The organism is Streptomyces sp. NPDC043861 (assembly GCF_056435905.1).
In genome coordinates, this window is record NZ_JBWKDP010000004.1 from 535,326 (window position 1) to 560,577 (window position 25,252).

A 25,252-nucleotide genomic window follows, 5' to 3' on the forward strand; every position below is an offset into this window, starting at 1 on the left:
CTCAATGTGGCCCATACCGGACCGCACCGTCAATAAGGCGGAACGGCACGCCCAATGACGCCGAAGGGCCCGTCCCTTGACGGAACGGACCCTTCGGACGGGGGGACGGCCACGGTCACTCCTCGACCGTGAGCCCCTTCCTCAGTGTTCTGAGCGTGCGCGACAGCAGCCGCGACACGTGCATCTGTGAGATGCCCAGTTCGTCGCCGATCTCCGACTGGGTCATGCCGGCGACGAAGCGGAGGGAGAGGATCTTGCGGTCGCGCGACGGCAGCGAGGCGATGAGCGGCTTCAGCGACTCGATGTACTCGATGCCTTCGAGCCCGTGGTCCTCGTAGCCGATGCGGTCCGCGAGGGCGCCCTCGGTCTCGTCCTCCTCCGGCTGGGCGTCCAAGGAGCTCGCGGTGTACGCGTTGCTCGCCGCCATGCCCTCGACGACCTCGTCGTTGCTGAGGCCGAGCCGCTCCGCGAGCTCACCGACCGTCGGCGCCCGGTCGAGCTGCTGTGCGAGCTCGTCGCCCGCCTTCGCCAGATCGAGACGGAGCTCCTGGAGCCGCCGCGGGACGCGCACGGACCACGAGGTGTCGCGGAAGAAGCGCTTGATCTCGCCGACGATGGTCGGCATCGCGAACGTGGGGAACTCGACGCCCCGGCTGAGCTCGAAGCGGTCGATGGCCTTGATGAGGCCGATCGTGCCCACCTGGATGATGTCCTCCATCGGCTCGCTGCGGGAGCGGAACCGCGAGGAGGCGAACTTGACGAGGGCCAGGTTGAGTTCGACGAGCGTGTTGCGGACGTACGCGTACTCGTGGGTGCCTTCCTCGAGGAACTCGAGGCGGGCGAAGAGCGTCTTCGACAGCGCTCGTGCGTCGACCGGTCCGACTTCGTCGAACGGCGGGATCTCCGGGAGGCCGAGATCTGCAGAGTGCTCGGGCCGGCCGAAGTGCGCTGCGTGTTCTGCGTATGCGTGGTGCTCGGCCTGCGTGGGGTGGCCGGGCTGTGCAGGGTCGGGGTGATCGTGCGGACGTGTCGACGTCGCGTGCGGGGTCCGCGTTTCGTCGAGCCGGGGTGACATGGTCTCCTCCATCGTTCTCGGCATATGGCTGCCGAAGCCGTACGTGTCGCTGCGGTGTGCGGCGCCTCCAAAGCCGGCCGTGGTCGGTGATGTCCCTACTAGCCCTACCCGCTTTTTACTCAAGGTTGCAAGTGTCAGAATTCACATATGTCTGATTTGTACGGGAGTTCGGCTACCGATGGCCGCACGGAAGGCGTAATGTCTCCCGACGTCAACGGCATCGGCGAAGAGGACGTTCATGGACCGCGGGACGGTTGGCAGCGCCCATCTGGACCGGCTTCGGGTAGAGGTCCGGACCGAGGGTCGGAGCGAGGTCGTCACTCCGGCAGGTGAGCTCGATCACCACACGGCCGATTTGTTGCGTGCGCCACTCGAAAATGCACTCGATCAAGGCCGTGCACGCCTTGTCGTCGACTGCTCACGCCTCGAGTTCTGCGACTCCACCGGCCTCAATGTGCTCCTCGGTGCCCGGCTCAGGGCCGAGGCGGCCGGTGGCGGAGTCCATCTGGCCGGGATGCTGCCTGTGGTCGCACGGGTTTTCGAGATCACTGGCGCCGAGGCGGTCTTCACCGTCCATGAGTCGCTCGGGGCGGCTCTGGCCGAGTGATCGCCGGCCTGGTCGAAGAGACGGGTGTTGTCGCGATTCGGCCGGGCAGAAGACCTCCGCAGGCTGCGTAGCTCCCTGCACTCTCTGTATTGACGTAATCGCGAACTGGTGAATCGGTGAGGTGAAGCGCTGATGAGCACCACCCGGCAGCATCCGCCGGGCGACCGCGGCCCTGAGCCGGACGGTGCCCCTGCCGACGCCTCCGTCGGCGCCGGATCGGCCCCTGTCGTCCATGACGGCCTGGTGCGCACCCTCATGCTGGGGAACGCGAGCGGCATCGTGCCGCTCGCGCGTGACTTCACCCGGCAGGCCCTGTACGACTGGGGCTGGCTGCCCGCCGAGTCCGCGGACCGCCGGGCGGCCGCCGAGGACGTCCTGCTCGTCGTCTCCGAACTGGTGACGAACGCCTGTCTGCATGCCGAGGGTCCCGAGGAGCTGAGGGTCTCCAGCGACAGGAAGGTGCTGCGGCTCGAGGTCTCCGACCGCGGCAGTGGCCAGCCGGCGCCGCGCACCCCGCACCGGGCGGGCAGGCCCGGAGGGCACGGGATGTTCATCGTGCAGCGGCTCTGCCTGGACTGGGGAGTCGTACGGAAGCCGGGGATGCCGGGCAAGACCGTGTGGGCGGAGCTCGCGGCACCGTCCTAGGCCCTGCCCGGGCGACCGTGTTGTCGGCGGTGTCCCGAACCCTCCGGTCCGCACCGGTATTTGAAGCTGTTGTGCAGCACGGCGATCCGCCGTGCTCTTTGTCTTCCCTCCATCAGGACCCAGGCGTACCTTGAGCGCCCGATCTGATGTGTCGTCAGTAACTTTGGCGACTTCCCGGCATGAGGGGATTCGAGGTGTCGTACCTGAAGCGGACAGCTCTCACGCTGACAGCGGCGGTGGCGGGCTCGGTGGTGCTGATGGCCGCCCCTGCCGCCCATGCCGAAGTCGTGGACGTGGACTACCAGTGCCAGACGCCGATCGGGCCGAAAGGCGCCGTTTCGCCGATCGACATCAAGGCCGTGAGGAGCGGCAGCGGCTACCGGCTCACGATGTCGTTCGAGAAGGGAGTCTCGTCCAGCCCGGTCGAGCTCGGCAAGGGCGCCATGAAGCCGAGTGCTGTGATCCGGCTGGGTGGCGCGGACGGCGGGACGATGCCCGTGTCGGGTCCCGCGAACACCGAGGCGGTCCCTCCCAACACACCCATCAAGATCAATGATCTGTCGGGCACGTACACCCCCAGGAAGACGGGCAAGGTCACCTTCACCGCGGGCGTCCTCACCATCAAGGCCCTCGGCACGACCACGACGTGCACCCCCAAGAACAATCCGAAGCCGTCGCTCGAACTCGACGTCCGGTCGGCGGGCGGCGGTGGCGGAGGAGGGGGCGGTTCGCAGACGGCCACGGCCACGGGCCAGGGCGAGCTGCCGAAGACGGGCCCGCTCGACTCGGCCCTCGCGCTCGGCACGCTCGGCGGCACCGTGCTGCTCACCGGAGCGGCGGGCGTCCTGTGGCTGACCCGTCGCGGCGCCGGGCCGACGAGCTGATCCGCCCGGGGACGCCGTGGTCACCGCCACCGCCACCGCCACCGCTGCTCTGGTGTGCGTGCTCTCCGCAGCCGTGCCCGCAGCCGCGCGCCCTGCGGCGGAGCCGGTCTGGACGGCGGAACCCGCTGCGGGCGGCAGACCGTACGTCTATCTCGAGGGGCCTCCCGGCGCGGTCATGGAGGACGCACTGTCCGTGACCAACCGGGGTGCCCGGCCACTGACCGTGCGACTGCGCGCGTCCGCGGCCCACGGCACGAGGAACGGGGACGTCACGCCGCGCACGGCCCGTGCACGCACCGAAGGCTGGATCGCCCTCGCCTCGGACCGGGTCACCGTGCCGCCCCGCACCCGCGCCGATGTGCCCTTCGCCGTCACCGTGCCCCCGTCCGCGACACCGGGCGAGCACCCTGCCGCGATCGTCGTGACGGCCGGCGGCCGGGACGCGGACGTACGGATCCATCTGCGGGTCAGCGGCCCCACGCTTCCCGCACTCACCGTCGAGGACGTCCGCGTGGACGGTGAGCGCATCCACTACGCCCTGGTCAACCGCGGAAACACGGTCCTCGCCCCGCGCCTTTCGCTCCACGCCGATGGCCTCACCGGCGAACTGCTGTCCCGTCCGGCCCGCGCGCTGTCGCTGGAACTCCCTCCAGGGCGGCGTGTCGAACTCACCGAGCCCTGGACCGACCCGCCCGTCCTCGACACCGTCGACGTCACCCTCCGGGTGACCGCGCAGGGCGGCGCCCACGCAGAGGCGACCGCCTCCGCGCTGTACGTCCCGTGGCGCACGGTGACGGGCGCAGCGCTCGCGCTCGCCGTGGCCGCCGGGGGAGCCGCGCTGCGGTCCCGGCGCCGCCGGCCCGGAGGCCGGGGCGAGGACGCGGAAACGACCGAGACCGAACGTGAACCGGCGAAGGCGGGAGTGGAACCGTGAACGGCGGTACGACCATCCGGACCGGGCTCCTCGCCCTGCTGCTCGCCGGGACACTGATCGGGGTGTTCGTGCCGCCTCCGGCCGCGGCGGAGAGCAGACCCACCGTCAGCCTGTCCGCGCGGCAGGCGGGCAAGGGCGGGGACATCACCGTCAGCGGCGCCGGCTGGCGGCCGGGCGCGCTGTTGATGCTGCTGATCTGCGGCCGGGCAACGCCCGATCGTGGCGTGATCGGCGGCACCAACTCCTGCGCCAATGCCGAGGGACGTGCCGTCACCACCGATGCCAAGGGCGTCTTCAGCAAGAAAATGCCGGTGGTGGAGCCGCCGAAGCCCTGCCCCTGCGTGGTGCATGTGGCCACCGTGACCGGTGAGCAGGCCACCGTGGACGCCCCGTTCACCGTGGCCGGCCACCCGACCGCGCCCCTTCCGCAGTCCACAGGGGGTGGAAAGCTCGCCGTGCTCGCAACCGTCGAACTCCGCGGATCGAGCGGCCTGCTGGTGTGGTTCGGTGCCCCGCCCGCCCGGGATCTCGTCTTCACCGTCGGCAACCTCGGCTCGGCCCCGGTCGAGAATCCCGTCTTCCGGATCGGTACGGCGCACGGTGTCTTCGCCCCGGAGTGGGAGGAGCGCCAGTGGCGGGGCACCATCCTGCCGGGCAGAAAGGCGCAGATCAGGCTGCCCGTGCAGCTGCCGGCCGGCGCCCATGGCGACTATCAGGTCTCGGTGGGGTACGGCTCCAAGGTGCTCGCCGAGCAGCCGTGGGGCGTGGGCCGGCCATGGGGCGTGACGCTCTTCTGGATCCTGCTCGCCCTGGTCGTGCCGGCCGCGTTGTTCCGTATCGGCATGGCGGTCGTCGACCGCGTACGGCCACAGCGGGGCGGTCGCCACCGGACCGCCGCGCCCCCCGGTCGTGACCCGGCCCCCACCGCCTCGGGCACGACCGCCACCACGGCCACGGTCCTGCCGTGGTTCACCCCGGACTCCGCACCGTCAGAGAACCGATCCACGACGAAGGGACACACGTGAGCACGCAACGGAGGATGAGCGCGGCAGGGGTCGCGCTGATGCTCTGCGGCGCGGGGATCCTGCTGACCGCGGGACCGGCCCATGCCGCAGAGGTGTCGTACCGGACGGAGTGCATCCCCCCGCCGATCTCAGGGATGCCGCCCGTCCAGGGAACCACCAAGGTCCAGATCACCGCCCCCGCGGAGGCGAAGGTCGGCGACGAGATCGAGGTGGTGTGGAAGACCGTCGAGGCTGCGTCGAAGAACCCCGATGTCCTCGATCTGGAGAAGGACACCGTCAAGCCGACCGGCACGGTCAAGGTGGCCGGGGCGCAGACCGGCGATCTGGCCATGGAGGGCCCGCGGCAGAACCCGCCGATCCCCAAGAACAGCCCGATGGTGCTGTCCGAGATGAAGGGGAAGCTGAAGCTGACGGCGGCAGGTGAGATCACGCTGACGCCCGACAAGTACGCCATCAACGTCTCGAAGCCGATCTCGACGGACACGAAGTGCTCGCCGAAGGAGACGGTGCAGCCGGGGGCGACGGTCAAGGTGACCGAGGGAGGCGGGAGCTCCGGCGGTACGACGACTTCCGGCGGTTCCACCGCCTCGGGCGGTACGACGTCCGGGGGCAGCGACTCGGGCGGTACGACGTCCGGAGGCACCGCCTCGGGCGGGACCACATCCGGGGGGACATCCTCCGGCGGGACCAGCTCCGGTGGAACGGCCTCCGGGGGGAGTACCGGCGGCGGTGGTGACCAGACCGACTTCGAGGGCAAGGAGATCCAGGTCGCCTACTCCTGCAAGACCCCCATCGGCGACAAGAACGCCGTCTCCCCGGTGAGGATCAACGCCAAGAAGAACGGCGGCACCTTCGGTCTCACGGTGAAGTTCTCCAAGTCCGTCATGGACAGCCCCGCCGACATCCCCGCCAACTCCGTCAAGCCCTCCATGGAGGTCGGGCTCGGCGGTGAGGACAAGGGCTTCGTCCATGTCGAGGGCCCGGCGAACAAGGAGCCCATCAAGTCCGGCGAGCCCATCGCGATCCCCGATCTGACGGGCACCTACAAGCCGGGTGCCGACGGCAGGGCGACGCTCAGCCCGGGCGTCCTCACCATCAAGGCCCTGGGCACCACGACGACCTGCACCCCGCCCGCCGACGTCGGGTTCTCCCTGGAGCTCGACACCTCCGCCCAGCCGGGCGGTGCGGCGGGCGGCTCGGGTGCGTCGGGCGGATCCGGCTCGGCCGGCGGCGGCGACGCCTCGGGCGGCGGTCTCGCCGACACGGGCGCCGACGACGGCGAGGCCCTGCACGCCCTCGCCCTCGTCGCCGGCACGGTGATCCTGCTGGGCGGCGCGGTGTTCACGTTCACGCCGTGGCGGCGGCTGCGGGGCACGTCCCGCTGACGACGGCGAAGGCCGCCGCACCGTCAAACGGATGCGGCGGCCTTCGCAGGCGGTTGACGGCCTTCGCCGACGGTTGCGGATGTCAGCGGACGTCGCCCATGAGCGAGCGGATCCTCTTGCCCGCCAGCATGAAGGCGAGGCCCGCCGCTATGGCGACGACCGCCCACATCGAGTAGTACACGGCGTCGCCCAGGATCCCGTTGAGCTTGGTGATCCAGTTGTTCAGGGCGTTGCCCGTCGCCGTGGCCAGGAACCACAGACCCATGATCTGGCCGACGAGCGCCTTCGGAGCCAGCTTCGTGGACAGGGAGAGCCCGACGGGGGACAGACACATCTCACCGAGGGTCTGGACGAAGTAGACGCTCAGCAGCCAGAAGACGGTGACCTTGCCCGTGGCGCTGTTCGCAGCCGCGGCACCCGCGAGGCCCATGATGGCGAAGGAGCCGCCGACGAGAAGCATCGCCAGCCCGAACTTCACGGGAGTGCTGGGCTCGCGGTTGCGCTGGGCCAGCTTCAGCCAGAGGGCGGCGAAGAGCGGCGCCAGGATGATGACCATCGCGGGGTTCACCGACTGGTACCAGGACGCCGGGAACTCCCAGCCGCCGATGATGCGGTCGGTCTTGTCCTTGGCGAACATGGTGAGCAGTGAGCCGGACTGGTCGTAGATCACCCAGAACAGCACGGCGGCGGAGAAGAACCAGGCGAACGCCTTGATCTTGGGCCTGTCCGCCGCGGACAGCGCAGGGTTGCGGTACATCGCCGCGAAGTACACGACCGGTACGACGACGCCGAGGACCGCGAGCACGTTCACGATGTGCTCGATGTCGTAGGTGCCGAGGAGGACGTCGACCAGCAGGGCGCCGAGGGCGAAGCCGCCCCACGACAGGACCTTGCGCAGCGCGGCCCGCTTCTGCTGCGGCGTCGCGGGGGTGCCGGGCTTCAGGCCGATGTCGCCGAGATGCCGACTGCCGAGGACGTACTGGACCACGGCCAGCGTCATACCGATACCGGCGACCGAGAAGCCGAGGTGCCAGTTGACGTTCTCGCCGAGGTAACCGACGGTCAGCGGGGCCGCGACGGCACCGATGTTGATCGCCATGTAGAAGAGCGAGAAGCCTGCGTCGCGGCGGGCGCTCGACTGGCCCTCGTACATGGCTCCGACCATCGCGGAGATGTTGGGCTTCAGCAGGCCCGTACCGATGGCGATGAGCACAAGGCCGGCGAAGAAGGCGACGTCCGAGGGGATCGCCAGGGTGTAGTGGCCCAGGGCGATGATGATGCCGCCGACCAGAACGGCCTTGCGCGCGCCCCACAGGCGGTCGGCGACCCAGCCGCCGGGCATGGCCGCCATGTAGACCACGGCGTTGTAGACACCGTAGATCGATGCCGCCAGGGCCTCCCTGTCCTCGAGAGGTCCGTCGAGAACACCCGCGACCAGATAGAGGACGAGGATGCCGCGCATTCCGTACCAGGAGAAGCGCTCCCACATCTCCGTCATGAAGAGCGTGGCCATACCGCGGGGGTGGCCGAAGAAGGTCCGCTCGCCGGAGGGGGCTCCGGCGTCGTCCTTCGTCAGGCTGGACGCCATGTCGATCCTTGCTGCTCGGGACGCGCCGCTTCGTGAGCGGATTCCGCGCCCGGTGGGGGGTGGTGGCCGGTACCGGTGGAGGGCGGGTCCCGCCCCACGCCCGAGGGCCGTCTCCGCGGCGTACGGAGACGAGGGGAACGTCCGCACCGGGATCCACGCCTCGCGACGCATGGACGCACGAGGCCCGGCCCACAGGCCATTCGCCGACCCGGGGTCAGGTGGTGACCCGTCCCGGGACAGAAAAGAGACCTTTGGCGCACAGTTGGCCAAAGGTATCCGTGTGTACTACAGGCGTCTCGCCACCCTACGACATGACACATAGGTATATGAAAGGACTTGAGAGGAGGATCACAGGCGTTCGTGGAACCGCATGCCCAGATTCGAAGGCGGCTAACAGAATTTCATCCACTACCCGCAGGCCCTGTGGATCACCCCCCGGCGTGTCCCTCTCGCGGACTACCATCAGCCCATGACCCGTGTACTGCTCGCCGAGGACGACGCATCCATCTCCGAGCCACTGGCCCGCGCCCTGCGTCGGGAGGGTTACGAGGTCGAGGTCCGCGAGGACGGTCCGACCGCCCTCGACGCGGGGCTCCAGGGCGGGGTCGATCTGGTCGTACTGGACCTCGGGCTGCCCGGCATGGACGGTCTCGAAGTGGCCCGGCGCCTGCGTGCCGACGGCCACACCGTTCCGATCCTGGTGCTGACCGCCCGCGCCGACGAAGTGGACACGGTGGTCGGGCTGGACGCCGGTGCCGACGACTACGTCACCAAGCCCTTCCGGCTCGCCGAGCTGCTCGCCCGGGTGCGTGCCCTGCTGCGCCGCGGCGCCACGGAGCCGGTCGCCGCGCCCGCCACCCACGGCGTGCGGATCGACGTCGAGTCGCACCGCGCATGGATGGGTGACGAGGAGCTCCAGCTCACGGCCAAGGAGTTCGACCTCCTCCGGGTCCTGGTGCGGGACGCGGGCCGGGTCGTCACGCGCGACCAGCTGATGCGCGAGGTCTGGGACACCACGTGGTGGTCGTCCACCAAGACCCTCGACATGCACATCTCCTGGCTCCGCAAGAAGCTCGGCGACGACGCGGCCAACCCCCGCTACATCGCGACGGTCCGGGGAGTCGGTTTCCGCTTCGAGAAGAGCTGACGGGAGGGTCCACGGGGGCTTCGCCCCTCGACCACCCCGACGCCGACCTCCGCATTCGTTGCCATTCGTTCCCCTCGCACCGCGTGCACGGGGCCGGGGCCCCGGCCCCGTGGTCGAGTCCGCCTCGCACCGGGCGCCACCGTTGTGCCGGCCCGGGACCGGAGCCGTGGGACGGACCCCCGGGGTACGGGGTCGTCGCACCCGTACGCTCGAAGGGCACTCGTCATCGTGTAACCCCGCCCGGAGGGCACCGTGCGCCGCCGTCTCATCAGTTCCACACTCGCCGTGGTGCTCGTCGTCATCGCCGTCTTCGGGGTCTCCCTCGTCATCGTCGAGACGCGCACCATCAGCAACAGCGCGCAGGAGAGCGTGGACTCCGAGGCGCTGCGCCTGCTCAGTGTCGTCGAGTCCAAGGTTCTCGAGCAGGAGTCGGTCGATGCACGGGCGCTCGCCGAGCAGATCGGACCCGAGCGTCACGCGCTGATCCGGATTCCGGCGGGCACCCCGATCGAGATCGGCGAGCAGCCCTCGGGCAGTGTGATCCGTTCCACCGTCACCGGGGAGCACGGCGAGAGCGTCACGGTCGAGGAGTCCCGCTCCACCGTCACCCGTGAGGTCGGCCGGACCCTGCTGATCATCGGTGCCGTAGCGCTGCTCGCCGTCGTGGCGGCGGTTCTTCTCGCCGTACGGCAGGCGAACCGGCTCGCCTCACCGCTGACCGATCTGGCGGAGACCGCGGAACGTCTGGGCTCCGGCGACCCCCGGCCCCGTCATCGCAGATACGGGGTCCCCGAGCTCGACCGGGTCGCGGATGTACTGGACTCCAGCGCGGAGCGCATCGCGCGCATGCTCACCGCCGAGCGGCGGCTCGCGGCCGACGCCTCCCACCAGCTGCGCACACCGCTGACCGCCCTCTCGATGCGTCTGGAGGAGATCTCGGCGACGGACGACCCCGAGACGGTGAAGGAAGAGGCGATCATCGCGCTCACCCAGGTGGAGCGGCTCACCGACGTGGTGGAGCGACTGCTCACCAATGCCCGTGACCCGCGTACCGGATCTGCCGTCGCCTTCGACCTGGACGAGGTCGTCAAGCAGCAGATCGAGGAGTGGCGCCCTGCCTATCGCAGCGAGGGCCGGGCGATCGTCTGCTCGGGCAAGCAGGGGATGCGGGCCGTGGGGACACCGGGGGCGGTCGCTCAGGTGCTGGCCGCGCTGATCGAGAACTCACTGATGCACGGTGGCGGCACGGTCGCCCTGCGTACCCGGGTCACCGGCAATCAGTCGGTCATCGAGGTGACCGACGAGGGCCCGGGAGTACCGGCCGATCTCGGCGCGCGGATCTTCGAGCGGACGATCAGCGGCCGGAACTCGACGGGCATCGGCCTGGCCGTGGCCCGCGATCTGGCGGAGGCGGACGGTGGCCGGCTGGAGCTGCTCCAGCAGCAGCCGCCGGTTTTCGCACTGTTCCTGAGCAGAGTGGCCCGCCGCCCCGAGGACCGGGCCGACGAAGAGCAGGAGCGCCCGATCCGCTGAACGGACGGCCTGCTGTCCGACGGGGCACGCCGACGGGGCGGACCGGACGGCTCAGGAGCCGACGCGGTCCGGCTGCTCCGCCCGGCGCTGCTCCAGGAAGGACTCGGCCGTCTGCACGGCCTCCCGAGCCGGCAGCGTGCGGAACACCCACGTGCGGTACGACCAGAACCGGAACAGGGTCGCGACGCCGATTCCGAAGAACTTGAAGAAGTTGCTCTGCAGCGGGCTGTCCCAGTCGAAGCCGTAGGTCGCGGTGTACAGCACACCGTTCTCGATCACTGCTCCCACCGCGCTGAACAGCAGGAACAGCGTCAGCTCCTTAGTGCGGCCGCTCTTGTCGCGGTCCCGGTACGTGAAGTAGCGGAAGCCCACATAGTTGAAGAGGATCGCGATGAAGGTCGCCAGGAGGCTTGCTCGTACCACTGGGATGTCGGTGGTGTGCCGCACCAGGTTGAAGACCGCCATATTGACGAGCAGCCCCATGGCGCCCACAGCACCGAACTTGGCGACCTCGCGCGCGAGCCGGTCCAGTCGCACGCGCAGTGCGCCCCGTTCGCTCATGGTGATCGCTGGCCCCGTCCCGTCGAGTACGTCAACGCGACCACTCTAACCAGCCCCCCGGTGAGTTGCCTGTGGACAACGGCAACGGTGTCGCCGGGCTGTGGCATCGCACAAACACCGACGCCGGAGTGGACCGTACAGAGCTCCGGATACCCTGAGAGGGTGACGTTCCCGGTAGTCGGCATGGTCGGCGGCGGTCAGCTCGCCCGTATGACCCACGAGGCGGGCATCCCCCTCGGCATCAAGTTCAAGCTCCTCAGTGACACCCCCCAGGACTCGGCGGCCCAGGTGGTCAGCGAGGTCGTCATCGGCGACTATCGCGACCTGGACACGCTGCGTGACTTCGCGCGCGGCTGCGACGTGATCACTTTCGATCACGAGCATGTGCCCACCGAGCACCTGCGGGCCCTGGAGGCGGACGGCATCCCCGTCCGCCCGGGTCCCGACGCCCTGGTGCACGCCCAGGACAAGGGGGTGATGCGTGCCAGGCTCGACGAGATCGGCGCGCCCAGCCCCCGCCACCGCATCGTCGCCGACCCGGCGGACGCGGCGGCCTTCGCACGCGAGATCAGCGGCTCGCAGCCCCTCGACGAGGGGCGCTGGCCGGGCGACGGAGGAGCAGGCGGCCTCCCGATCGTCCTCAAGACCGTGCGCGGCGGCTACGACGGCAAGGGCGTTTGGGTCGTACGAAGCGAGGAGGAGGCCGCGGACCCGTTCCGGGCAGGCGTCCCCGTCCTCGCCGAGGAGAAGGTCGAGTACCGCCGTGAGCTGGCGGCGAACATCGTGCGCTCCCCCCACGGCCAGGCCGTCGCCTACCCCGTCGTGGAGTCGCGGCAGGTCAACGGCGTCTGCGACACCGTGATCGCGCCCGCGCCCGAGCTGGACGAGGGGCTGGCCGGTCGGGCCCAGCAGCTGGCCCTGCGCATCGCGAAGGAGCTGGGCGTCGTCGGGCACCTCGCGGTCGAACTGTTCGAGACCGCCGACGGGCGGATCCTCGTCAACGAACTGGCGATGCGTCCGCACAACTCCGGCCACTGGACCCAGGACGGCGCGGTCACCTCCCAGTTCGCCAACCATGTACGGGCCGTGCTGGACCTGCCGCTCGGCGATCCGCGCCCTCGTGCGAAGTGGACGGTCATGGCGAACGTCCTCGGCGGGGACTATCCCGACATGTATACGGCCTATCTGCATTGCATGGCCCGGGACCCACAGTTGAAGATCCATATGTATGGCAAGGACGTAAAGCCCGGCCGCAAGGTGGGGCACGTGAACACGTACGGCGACGACCTCGACGACGTGCTGGAACGCGCCCGCCACGCAGCCGACTACCTCAGAGGAACGATCACCGAATGACCAACCCCCACGATTCGGCGCCTCTCATCGGCATCGTCATGGGCTCGGACTCCGACTGGCCCGTCATGGAGGCCGCGGCCCAGGCCCTCGACGAGTTCGAGATCCCTTACGAGGTCGACGTCGTCTCGGCCCACCGCATGCCGCGCGAGATGATCGCCTACGGCGAGGAAGCGGCGGGCCGCGGACTCAAGGCGATCATCGCGGGCGCCGGTGGCGCCGCGCACCTCCCCGGAATGCTCGCGTCGATCACCCCGCTGCCGGTCATCGGCGTCCCGGTGCCCCTGAAGTACCTCGACGGCATGGACTCGCTGCTCTCCATCGTGCAGATGCCGGCGGGTGTGCCGGTGGCAACGGTGTCGGTGGGAGGTGCACGGAACGCGGGCCTGCTCGCGGCCCGCATCCTGGCGACGTACGACCCCGACCTGCTGACCCGGATGCGGGAGTTCCAGCAGGAGCTGAACGACCAGGCGACGGAGAAGGGCAAGCGGCTGCGGAGCAAGGTCGAGAGCTCGACGGCCTTCGGCTTCGGGAAGTAGGCGGCGACCGGTGGACTTCCTCGCAGAGGCACGTTCCCTGCTGGCATCGCACCCCGTCGTCGACGGCCACAACGATCTGCCCTGGGCACTGCGGGCGCAGGTCCGCTACGACCTCGACCGCCTCGACATCGCGGCCGACCAGACCGGCCGCCTGCACACCGACATCCCGAGGCTGCGGGCGGGCGGGGTCGGGGCGCAGTTCTGGTCCGTGTTCGTCCGCAGCGACTACACGGGTGACGAGGCGGTCAGCGCCACGCTCGAGCAGATCGATGCCGTCGCCCAACTGCTCGCCCGCTACCCGGCGGACCTGGCGAGGGCCCTGACGGCCGACGACATGGAAGCCGCGCGCAAGGAAGGCCGTATCGCCTCGCTCATGGGCGCGGAGGGCGGTCACTCCATCAACAACTCGCTCGCCACACTCCGGGCGCTCTATGCGCTGGGTGTCCGCTACATGACGCTCACGCACAACGACAACAACGACTGGGCGGACTCGGCGACCGACGAGCCGCGCCTCGGCGGTCTGTCGGCGTTCGGCCGTGAGGTCGTACGGGAGATGAACCGGACCGGCATGCTGGTCGACCTCTCGCATGTCGCGGCGACGACGATGCGGGACGCGCTGGACACGTCCGTGGCCCCGGTGGTCTTCTCCCACTCGTCGGCCAGGGCGATCTGCGACCACCCGCGGAACATCCCGGACGATGTGCTGGAGCGGCTGCCGCGGAACGGAGGCGTGGCGATGGCCACGTTCGTGCCGAAGTTCATCCTCCAGGAGGCCGTGGCCTGGACCCTCGCCGCGGACGAGAACATGAAGGCTCACGGGCTGCACCCCCTGGACACGACCGAGGCCGGCATGAAGGTCCAGCGGGGCTTCGAGGCGGTGAACCCGCGCCCGATGGCGACGGCGTCGACCGTCGCCGATCACCTCGACCACATGCGTGAGGCGGCCGGCATCGACCACATCGGCATCGGCGGCGACTTCGACGGCACGGCCTTCACGCCGGCGGACCTCGAGGACGTCGCGGGTTACCCGAACCTGGTCGCGGAGCTCCTGCGGCGCGGCTGGTCCTCGGCCGATCTGGCCAAGCTGACGTGGCAGAACGCGGTACGGGTGGTGCGGGACGCGGAGTCGGTCGCGGCAGAGCTCCGCGCGACGCGCGGACCGTCCAACGCGACGCTGCGCTCGCTGGACGCCGCCTGAGCCACGCTGCCGTCACGGCGTCACGCCGTCACGGCCGTACTCCGGGCCCGGGCGGGACCAGCCCGGACCCGCACGGGCCCGGAAGCTCGGGTGCGGGGGGCGCTCGCCGTACCGGGCACGCTGCGGGGGCGGCCGACCATCGGCACGGTGGGCAGGGCGGCCGCCCCGGTCCGTCGCCCAGGTCCTCGTCGGCCGACCGCACGGCAGCGCGTACGCCCTCGAGGGGTGCCGCTGGGGACAGGGCGCCCGGGCCCGGGCCGTGCGTGCTTCTCCGGCGGGTTCAGACTGCGCTGTGCGCCTCGGCGAGAGCGATGACGCGTGCGGTCGCCGTGGCAGTGGCGACGAGCACTCCGGCGGTCGTGGTGAGGCGCGCCTCCAGATGGGCCAGGTCTCCGTCGCGGTGGACGAGGCGACCGTGTCCGAGGAGCCGGCCGGGCCTGACCGGACGCAGGAAGTTCACCTTGAACTCCAGGGTGGACTGGAACCGGTCGGGCCCGAGGGTGGCCAGCAGAGCCGGCCCCACGGTGTCGTAGAGCATCGCGGCGAGGAAGCCGCCCAGGACGTTGCCCACGGGATTGACGAAGTCCTCCGTGGCGGTGAACGCCAGCTCGATCGTGCCCCTGTCGGTGTCGGCGGAGACCAGCTCCAGCCCGAGCGTCGCCGCGGCCCGTGGCAACGGCGCGCGCCCCTCGGCGGCATCCCAGAACGGTCCCGAGTGCGTGGTCATCGCACCTCCCTCGATCTCGCCCGCCCGGCCAGGGCAGCGCGGTGGTGCCCGCCCGGCCGGTCCGGCGTACGAGGCCGGACACACGGCCCGACGCGACCGAGGCGGCACCCCGCGCCGGCACCCGTCGCGCTCCCGCAGGAGCGCCACCCACGCTACTGCGCCCGTCGCGCCCGGTACGCCCGCATCTTCGCGCGGCTGCCGCAGACCGACATGGTGCACCAGCGGCTGCGTCCCGCCGGACTGCGGTCGTAGTACGCCCAGCGGCAGTCCTCCGCCTCACAGGCCTTCAGCCGCAACCAGGTCCCCTCGGCCGTGGCGGTCGCGATGGCCGCCGCGACGCGCGACACGAGCGAGTCCGGGTCGGCCGGCCTCAGCACCGCCGCCCCCGCCTCGTCCACGCCGACCAGCAGGGGCGCGGCCGACAACAGACGGTCCAGCACGCCCACGTCGTCCGGTGCACGGTGCCCGGCGTGCGCGAGGCACGCGGCACGCAACGCCTCGCGCAGCTCCTTCGCCGCGGCCAGGTCGCCCTCCCCGAGGCCGAAGCCCGCACGCCCCTCGGCGGTGTCGAGGGAGTCGGCGCGGGACTCGATGTCGAGCGTGTTGACCAGGGACTCGATCAGTGCGAGACCCCCGGGTGCGGGAGCCCTGTCATTCATGGTTGCGACGTTACCTCTCATGCGGGACCATGAGGTAACTCGTTACCGGTAAATCAGAGATGCCGGTAACACCGCAGTCGTGAGAAAAGGAAGCACCATGGCTATCGCCACCGTGGGAGCCGTCGTTCTGGACTGTCCCGATCCGCGTGCACTCGCCGCCTTCTACGCCGAGATCCTCGGGGCGTCGGTGAAGTCCGAAGGCGAGGACTGGTTCCACCTCGACGGATACGCGGGCACACCGCTGGCCTTCCAGGCCGCCCCCGGCCACGTACCGCCGCAATGGCCGTCGTCCAGGGCATCGCAGCAGTTCCACCTCGACCTGACGGTCGACGACCTGGATGCGGCGGAGGTCCAGGTCCTGGCGCTCGGTGCCAAGCCGCTCGACACGGAGGACCGGTCGCGGGGCTGGCGGGTCTACGCGGACCCGGCAGGGCACCCGTTCTGCCTGTGCGCCTGCTGACGGGCCGCGTCGGCCGGGCCCGCCCCTGGTGACACCGAGGGAAGCGCCGGCGCCGACGGACAGCGCCGGCGCCGACCGGGGAGTGACGAGGGACTCAGGCGCGGGGGCGGCCCATCGCCCGGTATGTCCACCCGGCCTCGCGCCACAGCGCCGAGTCCAGCGCGTTCCGGCCGTCCAGCAGGATGCGGTGGGACACCACCTCGCCCAGCGACGCCGGGTCCAGCTCGCGGAACTCGCGCCATTCGGTCAGATGCAGCACCACGTCCGCGCCGCGCACCGCCTCCAGGGCGCTCCCCGCGTACCCCAGCGTCGGGAAGAGCCGGCGGGCGTTGTCCATGCCCTTCGGGTCGTACACCGTGACCTGGCCGCCCTGGAGGTGGATCTGCCCGGCGACGTTCAGCGCCGGCGAGTCACGCACGTCGTCGGAGTCCGGCTTGAAGGTCGCCCCCAGCACCGCGACCCGCTTCCCCAGGAAGGAGTCACCGCCCACGGCTTCCCGGGCCAGCTCCACCATGTGCCCGCGGCGACGCATGTTGATCGAGTCGACCTCGCGCAGGAACGTCAGCGCCTGGTCCGCGCCCAGCTCACCCGCGCGCGCCATGAACGCCCGGATGTCCTTCGGCAGACATCCGCCGCCGAAGCCGATCCCGGCCCGCAGGAACTTGGCGCCGATCCGCTCGTCGTGGCCGATCGCCTCCGCGAGCTTCGCCACGTCGCCGCCCGCGGCCTCGCACACCTCGGCCATCGCGTTGATGAACGAGATCTTGGTTGCCAGGAACGAGTTCGCGGAGGTCTTCACCAGCTCCGCCGTCGGGAAGTCCGTCACCACGAACGGCGACCCTTCCGCGATCGGTGCCGCATAGACCTCGCGCAGGGTCTTCTCCGCCCGCTCGCTCGTCACACCCGCCACGATCCGGTCCGGGTGCAGGGTGTCCTGAACGGCGAAGCCCTCGCGCAGGAACTCCGGGTTCCAGGCCAGTTCCACGCCCTCGGGGGCCCGCTCGGCGAGCACCCGGGCCAGCCGGTCGGCCGACCCGACCGGCACGGTCGACTTGCCCACGACCAGCGCGCCGCCCTTCACCCGCGGCGCGAGCGCGTCGAAGGCGGCGTCGACGTACGACATGTCGCAGGCGTACTCGCCGTGCTTCTGCGGAGTGTTCACACAGACGAAGTGCACATCGCCGCCGAACTCCTCGAGCTCGTCCCACGACATCGTGAAGCGCAGTCGCCCGGTCGACCCCGGGATGCCCGCGACATGCTTGGCCAGGAGATCCTCGAGCCCCGGCTCGTACATGGGCACACGGCCCGCGGCCAGCATCTCGATCTTCTCGGGCACGACGTCCAGGCCGAGCACCTCGAAACCCAGTTCCGCCATGGCCGCGGCGTGTGTGGCGCCGAGGTACCCGGTGCCGACCACAGTGATCTTGACGGCCATGATGCTGCTCCTGAGGGGTGCGGGAGGACTGCGGGCCCGAGCATAGTCGGGAGCGCCCCGGGGCATTTTTCCGCTGTCGGCAAGCTCACGTATGCCGCTCTCGGGCGGCACACTAAAATTGTGTTACTTAACGGTAGTTAGCAGCGGCCGGGGAGCGAGAGACCTTGGCGCCGAGGGAGATAAGCACAGTGCCTGATTTCGACCTGTACCGCCCGTCCGAAGAGCACGACATGCTCCGCGAGACGGTCCGCTCGCTCGCCGAGGCGAAGATCGCGCCGTTCGCGGCCGCGGTCGACGAGGAGGCCCGCTTCCCGCAGGAGGCCCTCGACGCGCTGGTCACCTCCGACCTGCATGCCGTGCACGTCCCGGAGGAGTACGGCGGCGCCGGCGCCGATGCCCTCGCCACCGTGATCGTCATCGAGGAGGTCGCCCGTGTCTGCGCCTCCTCCTCCCTGATCCCGGCAGTGAACAAGCTGGGCTCGCTGCCGGTGATCCTCTCCGGCTCCGAGGAACTGAAGAAGAAGTACCTGGGCCCGCTCGCCAAGGGCGACGCGATGTTCTCGTACTGCCTCTCCGAGCCCGACGCGGGCTCCGACGCCGCGGGAATGAAGACCAGGGCCGTCCGTGACGGCGACCACTACATCCTCAACGGCGTGAAGCGCTGGATCACCAACGCGGGCGTCTCCGAGTACTACACGGTCATGGCCGTCACCGACCCGGAGAAGCGCTCCAAGGGCATCTCCGCCTTCGTCGTCGAGAAGGGCGACGAAGGTGTCTCCTTCGGCGCCCCGGAGAAGAAGCTCGGCATCAAGGGCTCCCCGACCCGCGAGGTCTACCTCGACAACGTCCGCATCCCCGCCGACCGCATGATCGGCGCGGAGGGAACCGGCTTCGCCACCGCGATGAAGACCCTGGACCACACCCGCATCACCATCGCCGCCCAGGCCCTCGGCATCGCCCAGGGCGCCCTCGACTACGCCAAGGGCTACGTCAAGGAGCGCAAGCAGTTCGGCAAGGCCATCGCCGACTTCCAGGGCATCCAGTTCATGCTCGCCGACATGGCCATGAAGCTGGAGGCCGCCCGCCAGCTCACGTACTCGGCCGCGGCCAAGTCCGAGCGTGTCGACGGCGACCTCACCTTCTTCGGCGCCGCGGCCAAGTGCTTCGCCTCCGACGTCGCCATGGAGGTCACCACGGACGCCGTTCAGCTCCTCGGCGGCTACGGCTACACCCGTGACTACCCGGTCGAGCGCATGATGCGCGACGCCAAGATCACCCAGATCTACGAGGGCACGAACCAGGTCCAGCGCATCGTGATGGCCCGGAACCTGCCGTAACCGTCCGGAACGGACCGGCCGACAGGCCCTGTGCGAACCCCCGGCGCCCGCCTCGGCGCCGGGGGTTCGTCGTGTCTCCGGGGTCAAGCGGAATCCTGTCCACCGGTGGGGTTAGGCTGCGCTGCCGCACATCGGCGGCCAGTCTTCAGTACGCAGGGTGGGGTGGAAGCACGATGCTCGAGAACCGTCAGATATCGGGGATGCTCCGGCAGATCGCAAGCCAGGACGTCATCGAGCTGGGACCCGAGATGAGCGCGGCACGGATCGCTGCCCTGGCTCATGTCGCCGAGCACTACGGCTTCGAGTACGCGTACGCGTACCGGACCGGTCACAACAAGCAGCTCATCACCGTCGAGATGTACCGCGACCCGCGCGACGAGGCCCGTGCGCGCGAGGCCGCCACCATCGCCGCACACCAGGATGCCGGCACGGGCGGCGCGGTCCCCGGTATGCGGGAGGGAACCCTGAAGCCCCTTCCCGAGGCGGAGTCGGCCGTGGCGCTGCTCAAGGACCGGATCGCCTTCGACCTCATGACGAACGCCGCCGGCAGCCGTCAGATGGGCTTCGCGTGGATCTGCGTCGCCACCGTCGTGCTCGTCCTGCTCGTGTGCGGCATGTACCTCGCCGCCGTGGCCGGCGGTGCGGCGCTCGCCGCGTTCCTGATCGGCGGGGTCAGGATCGGCGAGGCGCGCAGGCGTCGGATCGCACAGCGTCTCCAGGCCGCCGGGTTCGTCCCCGTACAGGACGAGGCGGGGCGCCGGCGCTTCCTGCGGCCCGGACAGCAGCTGCCCGGCCATGCGAACCCCTTCGCGGGCTGACGCGACGCCGGCAACGGGAAACCCGGCAGCGACCGGAGCGGGGCCGGGCACTCCCCGTCCCACCGGTTCCCCGGGACGCTGTCTGCGGTCCTGCTCGCGACGGGCGGTCCTTGCGGACGGTCACCGGCGACGGGCACGCCGATGGGCGCACACATCGAAGAAGCCCTGCGCGGGCAGGGCTTCTTCGATGTCCTCCGGACGGTCCGGCGTCAGCGGTCGGACGTGACCGTGACCCTCTGGTCGTTCTTGATCTGCTCCACGAGCTGCTTGACCTTGTCCTTGTCCCAGACCAGGTTGCCGCCGCGGCTGCCGGAGATCGGCATGTTCATGGACTTTCCGTCGCCGCCGTTGACGCTCTTCATCGCGAAGAACATCTCGCCCAGGTCGAACAGCGACATGTCCTTGTCGACGAGGAGTGTGTCCAGGCCCGCGCCCAGCGTCGGGTAGAGCGTGAACGGATTGAGGATGGTGCCCGGCGTCGCTGCCTGGTTGGCGAGGGTCGCGAGGAACTTCTGCTGGTTCTTCGTACGGTCCAGGTCGCTGCCGGCGAAGGCGTAGCGCGTGCGGACGAAGGCGAGGGACTGCTCGCCGTTGAGGGTCTGCTTCCCGGCCTGGAAGTCGGCGCCGGACTTCTTGTCCTTGAAGGCCTTCGGGATGTCCATCTCGACGCCCCCGAGGGCGTCCACGATGTTCGCGAAGCCCGCGAAGCCGATCTCGGCGTAGTGGTCGATCCGCAGGCCGGTGTTGTACTCGACGGTGCGGACGAGCAGTTCCGGGCCGTCCTCCGCGTACGCCGCGTTGAGCTTGACCCGTCGGCCCGTGCCCTTGAACGTCTTGCCGGACTCGGAGCCGACGAAGGTCGGTATCTCCACGTCCGAGTCGCGGGGCAGCGAGACCATCGTGTTCCCGCTGCCGCAGGCCGCGAGGATCATCATCGAGTCGGTGCGCTTGCCCTCGGCCGACCCGGTGTGGAGCTTCTTCTTCTCCTCCGCGGTCATGCCCTCACGGCTGTCGGAGCCGACGATCAGATAGGTCGTGCAGTCGCCCTCCTCGGGGCGCTCGATGACCTTGGAGAGGTCGACCTCGCGGCGCATCTTGGAGTCGGCCCAGAAATAGGTGCCTATGGAGACGCCGAGAACCGTGACGAGCACCACTATGGAGCCGACCTTGAAGCGTCTGCGCCAGTCGGGCGCGGGGCGGCCGGGGGCGCCGTACCCGGCGCCGTACCCGTCGTCGCCGCGGCCGCCGCCGTGACCGTTTCCGGAGGGGGAGCCGTAGACCTGGCCCGTGTTGTAGCCGCTGTCGTAAGGGGTGCCGTAACCGTCGTCGTACCCGTGCGACTGCTGCTGCGGGACCGGTCGTCGCGTCACATGGCGCATCGCGCGGGCGCCCTCGGGCTCCGCACCCCGGCTGCCGCGTCCGTATCCTTCGGGCCAATCATTCATGCGGAACAGTGTGCAGGCCGGGCCCGAGCCGCTGACAGGGTAGGTGAGAAATAGCACCGTGCCTGTTGCGAAGCTGATGCAATGCATCAGCAGGCACACCCCCGCATAGGGTGGAGGGCATGACAGAGCAGGCCCAGCGCCCGGAGGGCATCATTCCGGGTAAGCCCACCTCGGCTTCACGTACCACCCTCAGCCACATCATGACCGGCACCGACACCAATCTCCTCGGCACGGTGCACGGTGGCGTGATCATGAAGCTGGTGGACGATGCCGCGGGCGCGGTCGCCGGCCGCCACTCGGGCGGGCCCGCCGTCACCGCGTCCATGGACGAGATGGTCTTCCTTGAGCCGGTGAGGGTCGGGGATCTGGTCCATGTGAAGGCCCAGGTCAACTGGACCGGACGGTCCTCGATGGAGGTCGGCGTGCGGGTGCTGGCCGAACGCTGGAACGAGTCGACGCCCGCGACACAGGTCGGCTCCGCGTATCTGGTCTTCGCGGCCGTCGACGCGGACGGCAAACCGCGTCCGGTGCCCCCGGTGGTCCCCGAAACGGAGCGCGACAAGCGCCGCTACCAGGAGGCCCAGATCCGCCGCACCCACCGGCTGGCCCGCCGCCGCGCGATCAAGGAGCTCCGGGAGAAGCGCGCAGCCGACGGCTACGAGGACTGACGACGCGGCAGGGACCCGGCTCGGGGTGACCCCCGGACTGCCGGTGGCGAGGGCTCCGGTGAGCGGCTTCCTCGGGCGCACCAGGATCAGCCGCGAGCCACCCCGGCTCTGCGATTCCTTCGCGGCTGTTCCCCCCGGTCCTGCGGTTCCTTCGGGCCTGTTCGCCCGGCTCTGCGGCTTCCTTCGGGGCTGTTCCCCCCGGTCCTGCGGTTTCCTTCGGGGCTGTTCCCCCCGGTCCTGCGGTTTCCTTCGGGGCTGTTCCCCCGGTCCTGCGGTTTCCTTCGGGGCTGTTCGCCCGGCTCTGCGGTTCGCCCCGACCCTGCGGTTTCCTTCGGGCCTGTTCCCCCGTTCCCCCGGTCCTGCGGATCGCCCACCCCGGCGCCCCCCGGTCCTGCCGTTCCCTCAGCCCGCGGGCGGGGTGACGGTGCCGTGCCGGAGGTCCGGGACCGTCCCAGGGGTGGCACGGAGACCTGCGGCTCACGCGGCGCCGCGGCTCTCTCAGGGGCACAGTGCCTCGTCGCCCGTCGTCGTCCCGAACAAGCCCCTGCCGTTGGCGGAGGTCTCCGCACGGACCGGAGTCACCTTGGTGAAGTCCGTGCCGGCCGTGATGCGCAGCGTCGGGCCCTGGCCCTTGACCGGGCGGAGTTCGCTGCCCGGGAGCGCGGCGGCGACGGAGCGCGCCGAGCGGTCCCAGCGGGGGTCGTAGACCACGAACGTGCGGCGTACGTCACGGCGGCCGCCGTTGCGCGGCGCCCCGCTCGTCATGAAGCCGGTCGCGCGCAGCTCGGCGTCGACGCGGGCGCCGAGCCCGTCGATTCCCGTCCCGTTGAAGACCTGGACCCGGATCTGCCCCGGCGGTACGTCGACGACGGCCTTCGCCGCCGAGCCCGGCGCCCGCCCCGTCGGCCGGCGCGGCGACAGCGGCCGGTCCTCGCGGAGTGCCTCGAAGAGCTTCTTCGACTTCACCGGGTCCCACCGCACCGTCGAGCCGAGACCCCGCACGGGATGGCTGGGGTCCTTCACCGGCACCGACGTGAACTCGGACGAAGCCGCGGTGAAGCCCCGCATCGCCTCCCCGAGCGCCAGCATCTGACTGGCCCCGAAGGTCCTGTCGGCCCGCACCGAGGTGAGCACCGCCGAGCTGACCTCGCGGAACTTCACCGGGTTGAGCAGCACTCCACTGCTGGTCGCCCGCTGGATCAGCGCTGCCAGGAAGCGCTGCTGGCGCTGCATCCGCCCCAGGTCCGCCGCTCCGTCGATATGCCGGGAGCGCACGTACTGCAGCGCCTCCCCGCCGTTCAGCTCATGTGCGCCCGCGGGCAGGTTCAGACCGGTGTAGGAGTCCTTCATCGGCCGCACCGTGCAGATCCGGACCCTGCCGACCGCGTCCACCGTCTTCATGAAGCTGGTGAAGTCGACCTCCAGATAGTGGTCGATCTTCAATGTGGTCAGGCGCTCCACGGTGCTCACGGTCAGCGCGGGTCCGCCTTCCGTGTAGGCCGCGTTCAGCTTCAGGGGATGGGCGCCGTGCCGCTTTCCGGTGCTCACGTCGGTGTGCGCGGGAATCTCCGTGTACGTGTCCCTGGGGAGGCTGACGACGCTGGCCCGCTCCCGGTCCGCCGAGATGTGCACCAGCATGATCGTGTCGGTGCACCGGCAGGGCGCGCCGCCGAGGCGGTACTTGCGGCGCTCGGCTTTGGTGATCTTGTCGCGGCCGTCGGTGCCGACCAGCAGGATGTTCGTTCCGTGCCCGTCCTCCGGACGGTTCTTCATGTCCCGGAAAGGGTCGACCCGTCCGATCCCGCCGTCGATGCCCGTCACCACGGCGTGACCGATCCCACCCACCCCCAGCACCAGCACCGACAGCGAGGTCGCCACCCGCATCGCCCAGCGCGGCCGCCGGACCGCACCACCCCGGGTCCGGGGTCTGCTGCGCGGCGGCTGCGCACGGACCACGGGCCTCGGACGGGGCGAGCGGGGCGGTGTGGGCACGAGGGGCACCTCCGCTGGTGACCGGTGGCGGGTGGCATCCGGGGATCCCGAGAACCGTAGGCCCATACGATCTGCGGCAGCGGGAGGCGGCCCGGGCGGCGCGCACCGGTGTCCCCCGTTCGCGGTAACGTGGCGGGCGATGCTGCAGTCTCCCGGGGGTGACCCCGGCCCCTCCGAGGAAGCGATGCCCGCCCCCACCCCCGCCGCCGCCCCGCCCGCCGTCTCCGTGATCATGCCGGTCCTCAACGAGGAGCGGCATCTGCGCGACTCGGTCCGCCACATCCTCCAGCAGGAGTACTCCGGTGAAATGGAGGTGGTGATCGCGCTCGGCCCGTCCACGGACCGTACCGACGAGATCGCCGCCGAGCTGGTGCGCGAGGACCCCCGGGTGCACACCGTGCCCAATCCCACCGGGCGCACGCCCGCGGCGCTGAACGCCGCCATCAAGGCTTCGCGCCACCCGATCGTGGTGCGGGTCGACGGTCACGGCATGCTGTCGCCGAACTACATCGCCACCGCCGTCCGGCTCCTCGAGGAGACCGGCGCCCAGAACGTCGGCGGCATCATGCACGCCGAGGGCGAGAACGACTGGGAGCACGCGGTCGCCGCCGCGATGACCTCGAAGATCGGTGTCGGCAACGCCGCCTTCCACACGGGTGGCCAGGCGGGTCCCGCCGAAACCGTGTATCTGGGTGTTTTCCGGCGCGCGGCGCTCGAGCAGCAGGGCGGCTACAACGAGGAGTTCATCCGCGCCCAGGACTGGGAGCTGAACTTCCGTATCCGTGAGGCCGGGGGACTGATCTGGTTCTCGCCCGAGCTGAAGGTGCAGTACCGGCCGCGTCCGAGCGTCAGGGCGCTCGCCAAGCAGTACAAGGACTACGGCCGCTGGCGCCATGTGGTCGCCCGCTACCACCAGGGTTCGATCAATCTGCGCTACCTCGCCCCGCCGGTCGCCCTCTGCGCGATCGCCGCGGGCACCGTGGTGGGCGCGGCGGTCACTCCGCTGGGCTTCGTCGTCCCGGCCGGCTATCTCGCGGCGATCACCGCCGGCTCGGTGCCGGCGGGCAAGGGCCTGCCGCTGAAGGCGCGGCTGCAGATCCCCGTCGCGCTCGCCACGATGCACATGTCGTGGGGCTTCGGCTTCCTGACCAGCCCGCGCTCACTGGCGCAGAAGGTCATCGCGAGCCGCCGGCCCGCGGTGCGGGCGACGGCCTGACGGAACGTGCCGTCCCGGGGGCCG

Annotated in this window: 24 protein-coding genes; 16 read left to right on the forward strand and 8 right to left on the reverse strand. The window is 70.3% G+C overall.

The window, feature by feature from the left end:
* Window positions 1–115: 115 nt before the first annotated feature.
* Window positions 116–1,075, reverse strand: coding sequence for an RNA polymerase sigma factor SigF (locus tag AC068D_RS13240; RefSeq protein ID WP_478823151.1), 960 nt, complete (start codon window positions 1,073–1,075; stop codon window positions 116–118).
* Window positions 1,076–1,313: 238 nt separating this feature from the next.
* Here AC068D_RS13240 and AC068D_RS13245 point away from each other — a divergent pair, with 238 nt between their 5' ends.
* From AC068D_RS13245 to AC068D_RS13270, 6 genes are all read left to right on the forward strand, one after another.
* Entirely contained in the window at window positions 1,314–1,682 is a 369-nt protein-coding gene (locus tag AC068D_RS13245; RefSeq protein WP_478823069.1) for an STAS domain-containing protein, read from the forward strand.
* A 132-nt stretch (window positions 1,683–1,814) separates the two neighbouring features.
* Window positions 1,815–2,327, forward strand: coding sequence for an ATP-binding protein (locus AC068D_RS13250; protein ID WP_478823070.1), 513 nt, complete (start codon window positions 1,815–1,817; stop codon window positions 2,325–2,327).
* Window positions 2,328–2,521: 194 nt separating this feature from the next.
* On the forward strand, window positions 2,522–3,211 hold the full coding sequence (locus tag AC068D_RS13255; RefSeq protein ID WP_478823152.1) for a peptidase: 690 nt from the start codon (window positions 2,522–2,524) through the stop codon (window positions 3,209–3,211).
* 16 nt (window positions 3,212–3,227) lie between these two features.
* The gene (locus AC068D_RS13260) at window positions 3,228–4,145 is read left to right on the forward strand and encodes a COG1470 family protein (protein WP_478823071.1); all 918 of its coding nucleotides are present in this window, start codon (window positions 3,228–3,230) and stop codon (window positions 4,143–4,145) included.
* Window positions 4,142–5,170: a hypothetical protein gene (locus tag AC068D_RS13265; RefSeq protein WP_478823072.1), complete on the forward strand. Its 1,029-nt coding sequence runs from the start codon at window positions 4,142–4,144 to the stop codon at window positions 5,168–5,170. The genes AC068D_RS13260 and AC068D_RS13265 overlap by 4 nt, the downstream gene beginning before the upstream one ends.
* A 14-nt stretch (window positions 5,171–5,184) precedes the next feature.
* A complete protein-coding gene (locus AC068D_RS13270) occupies window positions 5,185–6,555 on the forward strand; it encodes a hypothetical protein (protein ID WP_478823073.1) in 1,371 nt (456 codons plus the stop codon).
* Between the two features lie 82 nt (window positions 6,556–6,637).
* On the opposite strand, the gene AC068D_RS13275 is transcribed toward AC068D_RS13270, so the two are convergent.
* Complete coding sequence (locus AC068D_RS13275) at window positions 6,638–8,143, reverse strand: peptide MFS transporter (protein ID WP_478823074.1); 1,506 nt, start codon at window positions 8,141–8,143, stop codon at window positions 6,638–6,640.
* A 469-nt stretch (window positions 8,144–8,612) separates the two neighbouring features.
* Between AC068D_RS13275 and AC068D_RS13280 the strand changes: the two genes are divergently transcribed.
* Entirely contained in the window at window positions 8,613–9,290 is a 678-nt protein-coding gene (locus tag AC068D_RS13280; protein ID WP_478823075.1) for a response regulator transcription factor, read from the forward strand.
* Between the two features lie 252 nt (window positions 9,291–9,542).
* Window positions 9,543–10,823 carry an ATP-binding protein gene (locus AC068D_RS13285; RefSeq protein WP_478823076.1) on the forward strand — a complete coding sequence of 427 codons (1,281 nt, stop codon included), beginning with the start codon at window positions 9,543–9,545 and terminating at the stop codon, window positions 10,821–10,823.
* A gap of 51 nt (window positions 10,824–10,874) precedes the next feature.
* Here AC068D_RS13285 and AC068D_RS13290 read toward each other — a convergent pair whose 3' ends face one another.
* The gene (locus tag AC068D_RS13290; RefSeq protein ID WP_478823077.1) at window positions 10,875–11,384 is read right to left on the reverse strand and encodes a GtrA family protein; all 510 of its coding nucleotides are present in this window, start codon (window positions 11,382–11,384) and stop codon (window positions 10,875–10,877) included.
* A gap of 105 nt (window positions 11,385–11,489) precedes the next feature.
* Here AC068D_RS13290 and AC068D_RS13295 point away from each other — a divergent pair, with 105 nt between their 5' ends.
* The 3 genes from AC068D_RS13295 to AC068D_RS13305 are packed head-to-tail and all read left to right on the forward strand — an operon-like array spanning window position 11,490 to window position 14,471.
* Window positions 11,490–12,737 (forward strand): 5-(carboxyamino)imidazole ribonucleotide synthase, encoded by a 1,248-nt coding sequence (locus tag AC068D_RS13295; RefSeq protein WP_478823153.1) that lies wholly within the window; start codon window positions 11,490–11,492, stop codon window positions 12,735–12,737.
* Complete coding sequence (gene purE, locus AC068D_RS13300; protein ID WP_478823078.1) at window positions 12,734–13,273, forward strand: 5-(carboxyamino)imidazole ribonucleotide mutase; 540 nt, start codon at window positions 12,734–12,736, stop codon at window positions 13,271–13,273. Before AC068D_RS13295 ends, purE begins: the two co-directional genes overlap by 4 nt.
* Before the next feature lie 10 nt (window positions 13,274–13,283).
* Window positions 13,284–14,471 (forward strand): dipeptidase, encoded by a 1,188-nt coding sequence (locus AC068D_RS13305; protein ID WP_478823079.1) that lies wholly within the window; start codon window positions 13,284–13,286, stop codon window positions 14,469–14,471.
* Window positions 14,472–14,751: 280 nt separating this feature from the next.
* On the opposite strand, the gene AC068D_RS13310 is transcribed toward AC068D_RS13305, so the two are convergent.
* Window positions 14,752–15,198: a PaaI family thioesterase gene (locus AC068D_RS13310; protein ID WP_478823080.1), complete on the reverse strand. Its 447-nt coding sequence runs from the start codon at window positions 15,196–15,198 to the stop codon at window positions 14,752–14,754.
* Window positions 15,199–15,350: 152 nt separating this feature from the next.
* Window positions 15,351–15,857 carry a CGNR zinc finger domain-containing protein gene (locus AC068D_RS13315; protein WP_478823081.1) on the reverse strand — a complete coding sequence of 169 codons (507 nt, stop codon included), beginning with the start codon at window positions 15,855–15,857 and terminating at the stop codon, window positions 15,351–15,353.
* 97 nt (window positions 15,858–15,954) lie between these two features.
* Here AC068D_RS13315 and AC068D_RS13320 point away from each other — a divergent pair, with 97 nt between their 5' ends.
* Window positions 15,955–16,317 carry a VOC family protein gene (locus AC068D_RS13320; RefSeq protein WP_478823082.1) on the forward strand — a complete coding sequence of 121 codons (363 nt, stop codon included), beginning with the start codon at window positions 15,955–15,957 and terminating at the stop codon, window positions 16,315–16,317.
* A 94-nt stretch (window positions 16,318–16,411) separates the two neighbouring features.
* Here AC068D_RS13320 and AC068D_RS13325 read toward each other — a convergent pair whose 3' ends face one another.
* Window positions 16,412–17,752, reverse strand: coding sequence for a UDP-glucose dehydrogenase family protein (locus AC068D_RS13325; RefSeq protein WP_478823083.1), 1,341 nt, complete (start codon window positions 17,750–17,752; stop codon window positions 16,412–16,414).
* 179 nt (window positions 17,753–17,931) lie between these two features.
* Between AC068D_RS13325 and AC068D_RS13330 the strand changes: the two genes are divergently transcribed.
* Both AC068D_RS13330 and AC068D_RS13335 read left to right on the forward strand, forming a co-directional pair.
* Window positions 17,932–19,089 carry an acyl-CoA dehydrogenase gene (locus AC068D_RS13330; protein WP_478823154.1) on the forward strand — a complete coding sequence of 386 codons (1,158 nt, stop codon included), beginning with the start codon at window positions 17,932–17,934 and terminating at the stop codon, window positions 19,087–19,089.
* 173 nt (window positions 19,090–19,262) lie between these two features.
* Window positions 19,263–19,907: a hypothetical protein gene (locus AC068D_RS13335; RefSeq protein ID WP_478823084.1), complete on the forward strand. Its 645-nt coding sequence runs from the start codon at window positions 19,263–19,265 to the stop codon at window positions 19,905–19,907.
* 209 nt (window positions 19,908–20,116) lie between these two features.
* On the opposite strand, the gene AC068D_RS13340 is transcribed toward AC068D_RS13335, so the two are convergent.
* Window positions 20,117–21,352, reverse strand: coding sequence for an LCP family protein (locus AC068D_RS13340; RefSeq protein ID WP_478823085.1), 1,236 nt, complete (start codon window positions 21,350–21,352; stop codon window positions 20,117–20,119).
* Window positions 21,353–21,471: 119 nt separating this feature from the next.
* Between AC068D_RS13340 and AC068D_RS13345 the strand changes: the two genes are divergently transcribed.
* Window positions 21,472–22,020, forward strand: coding sequence for an acyl-CoA thioesterase (locus AC068D_RS13345; RefSeq protein ID WP_478823086.1), 549 nt, complete (start codon window positions 21,472–21,474; stop codon window positions 22,018–22,020).
* A 498-nt stretch (window positions 22,021–22,518) separates the two neighbouring features.
* Here the strand turns inward: AC068D_RS13345 and AC068D_RS13350 are convergent, their stop codons facing one another.
* On the reverse strand, window positions 22,519–24,012 hold the full coding sequence (locus AC068D_RS13350; RefSeq protein ID WP_478823087.1) for an LCP family protein: 1,494 nt from the start codon (window positions 24,010–24,012) through the stop codon (window positions 22,519–22,521).
* Window positions 24,013–24,196: 184 nt separating this feature from the next.
* Here AC068D_RS13350 and AC068D_RS13355 point away from each other — a divergent pair, with 184 nt between their 5' ends.
* The gene (locus AC068D_RS13355; protein ID WP_478823155.1) at window positions 24,197–25,228 is read left to right on the forward strand and encodes a glycosyltransferase family 2 protein; all 1,032 of its coding nucleotides are present in this window, start codon (window positions 24,197–24,199) and stop codon (window positions 25,226–25,228) included.
* The last annotated feature ends 24 nt before the right edge of the window (window positions 25,229–25,252 follow it).